Below are 2372 nucleotides of genomic sequence, written 5' to 3' on the forward strand. Positions count from 1 at the left end.
GGGGTTCAGAATTTTTTAATTCCGAACCCCTTTTGTCTACAAACTGAGCAGACACAATATAACTGTGTCTGCTTTTTCAATATATAAACATGTTTTGTATGGTTAAATTAATTCAGGATTTGCACTTTAACGTCTTTAACGCCCCAATTCACGGCATCCTGTTCGTTTGGAACAAATATGTCCACTCTATTCCCTTTGATGGCACTGCCTGTATCGGCTGCCGTTGCGTAGCCATAACCTTCAACATAAACCTTTGATCCTAGCGGAATGACTGATGGGTCCACAGCAATCACCTTTGCATCAGGATTAGCTTTCAAGTCCACTCCTGTTGCTGTTGTTCCGCTGCAGCCTTGACAATCAGCCGTATAGGCGGTTGCACTAACAGTAATCTCTTTTCCAGATTCTGCTTGATCTTGGGATTCATTGTTTGAATCTGCTGGTTCCGATTGTTCAACTGGTTCCGATTGTTCAACCGGCTTTGTTTGTTCTGCTGGCTTAGATTGTTCTGCTGGTTCGGATTGCTCTGCTTGTGCAGCTTGCTCTGATTTCTGTACAGGCCCTACACTTGCAGCTTCGACTTTGTTAGCTGCCGGTTTAATGACAATTTCTTGACCAGGATGGATTGTATCTGAACTTAAACCGTTCCAAGATTTAATATCATTTACCCCTACATCATATTTGTGTGCAATTCCCGATAATGTGTCCCCTGACTTTACTTTATAATGCTCTTCTTGAGAAATATGTATGGTTTCTCCGGCATAAATCGCGTCTGAAGACAAATCGTTCCAAGACTTAATATCTTCTACTGATACTTTATATGTTTGAGATATCCCCCATAATGTGTCTCCATCTTTCACTTTGACATCTTCTGCTTGTACCGGAATTGTGAATGCACCGGATATAGCAGCCGCTGCCGCTAACGATAAGATTGATTTTTTCATATGTTGTTACCTCCTTGTGAGCTGCTTTATAAGCTACGAGTTAAATCTTAACATAGTTTTTTTCTATACAAAGAACAAACAGATAAAGAATAGATGACAAACATCACAGTAAGATAACGGGACTATAACAAGATTTTATAATATTCTGAAAAAACATATTTTTCCATATAACTCCCATTCCAGGCCAGAGCAGTCATATTATGCATTACCGAGGCATAAAAATTAAAGGCTATATCTTTACAAAGGAGGTATTTTTTGTGACTCGCGAAAAGACTTTTACCCTAGTTAAGTCATATAAACCTTTCCATAGTAAATTCGATCCGTGTCCGCCTATTGGGAGAAAGTATTACAGGACACCTCCTAATTTGTATATTAATTTTCAACCGCCCAATATGGAGCAGTTCACACCGGAAGAAGCTTTGAAATACGGTACACTTTGGAAATTCTTTTATGATTTTTATGATAATCCATATCGGGAAAGGGAGACGTAAATGAATAAGAAACTGGATGATGAATATTATCAGTTGCTTGAACAAATCCAGGCTGCCGATTTCGTACTTGTCGAGTTGACTCTTTATTTGGATACACATCCTAACGACCAGCAGGCTTTACAGCAATTCAATCAATTTCATGAATACTCCCAACAACTGAAATCGGTTTTTGAGCCTAAATATGGTCCATTATTGGGATTTGGAAACAGTCCAGGCGGTGAAAATAAATGGGAATGGGGCCGAGGCCCTTGGCCATGGCAGGTATAAGGAGAGATGAGCTATGTGGGTTTATGAAAAGAAGCTGCAATATCCAGTTAAAGTAAGAGACTGCAATCCTCGATTGGCTAAATATTTAATAGAACAATACGGTGGTGCTGATGGTGAGTTGGCTGCAGCACTCCGTTACTTAAATCAACGATATACAATTCCGGATAAAGTCATTGGCCTGCTTACGGATATCGGGACGGAAGAATTTGCCCATCTAGAAATGATCGCCACGATGATCTATAAGCTTACAAAAGATGCCACACCTCAGCAGATGGCAGCAGCCGGGCTAGGGGATCATTATGTCAATCATGATAGTGCCCTTTATTATCATGACGCAGCAGGGAATCCATGGACCGCCACTTATATCCAAGCAAAAGGAGATCCAATTGCAGATTTATATGAAGATATCGCTGCTGAAGAGAAGGCCAGAGCAACCTATCAGTGGTTAATTGACATCTCGGATGATCCTGATATCAATGATTCACTCAGGTTTTTACGCGAGAGGGAAATTGTCCATTCGATGAGGTTCAGGGAAGCTGTGGAGATTTTAAAAGAAGAAAAAGGTAAAAAGAAGTTCTTTTAATGAAATTCACAATAAAAAAGCAGCGGATAAAATCCGCTGCCCAGTTTGTAGACAAAAGGGGTTCGGAATTAAAAAATTCTGAACCCCTTT

At 40.1% G+C, this 2372-nt stretch carries 4 protein-coding genes; 3 read left to right on the top strand and 1 reads right to left on the bottom strand.

Going from position 1 to position 2372, the window contains the following annotated elements; translation table 11 throughout:
- Positions 1 to 107: 107 nt before the first annotated feature.
- Positions 108 to 941: a 3D domain-containing protein gene (locus ADA55_RS03550; RefSeq protein ID WP_048679110.1), complete on the bottom strand. Its 834-nt coding sequence runs from the start codon at positions 939 to 941 to the stop codon at positions 108 to 110.
- A gap of 257 nt (positions 942 to 1198) precedes the next feature.
- Here ADA55_RS03550 and ADA55_RS03555 point away from each other — a divergent pair, with 257 nt between their 5' ends.
- Genes ADA55_RS03555 through cotJC form a run of 3 tightly spaced genes read left to right on the top strand, consistent with a single transcriptional unit; the run spans position 1199 to position 2282 of the window.
- Positions 1199 to 1432: a spore coat associated protein CotJA gene (locus ADA55_RS03555; protein WP_048679115.1), complete on the top strand. Its 234-nt coding sequence runs from the start codon at positions 1199 to 1201 to the stop codon at positions 1430 to 1432.
- Positions 1433 to 1699 carry a spore coat protein CotJB gene (locus ADA55_RS03560; protein WP_048679121.1) on the top strand — a complete coding sequence of 89 codons (267 nt, stop codon included), beginning with the start codon at positions 1433 to 1435 and terminating at the stop codon, positions 1697 to 1699.
- A 13-nt stretch (positions 1700 to 1712) separates the two neighbouring features.
- Positions 1713 to 2282: a spore coat protein CotJC gene (cotJC, locus tag ADA55_RS03565; RefSeq protein ID WP_048679126.1), complete on the top strand. Its 570-nt coding sequence runs from the start codon at positions 1713 to 1715 to the stop codon at positions 2280 to 2282.
- The last annotated feature ends 90 nt before the right edge of the window (positions 2283 to 2372 follow it).

The sequence above is a fragment of the Bacillus sp. 220_BSPC genome, from assembly GCF_001054655.1.
GTDB classification, from domain to species: domain Bacteria; phylum Bacillota; class Bacilli; order Bacillales; family DSM-1321; genus Peribacillus; species Peribacillus frigoritolerans.

What these genes read in the sequence shown, in the direction of transcription:
- ADA55_RS03550 (WP_048679110.1), bottom strand. Translation starts at nt 941, where the DNA reads ATGAAAAAATCAATCTTATCGTTAGCGGCAGCGGCTGCTATATCCGGT.
- ADA55_RS03560 (WP_048679121.1), top strand. Translation starts at nt 1,433, where the DNA reads ATGAATAAGAAACTGGATGATGAATATTATCAGTTGCTTGAACAAATC.
- cotJC (WP_048679126.1), top strand. Translation starts at nt 1,713, where the DNA reads ATGTGGGTTTATGAAAAGAAGCTGCAATATCCAGTTAAAGTAAGAGAC.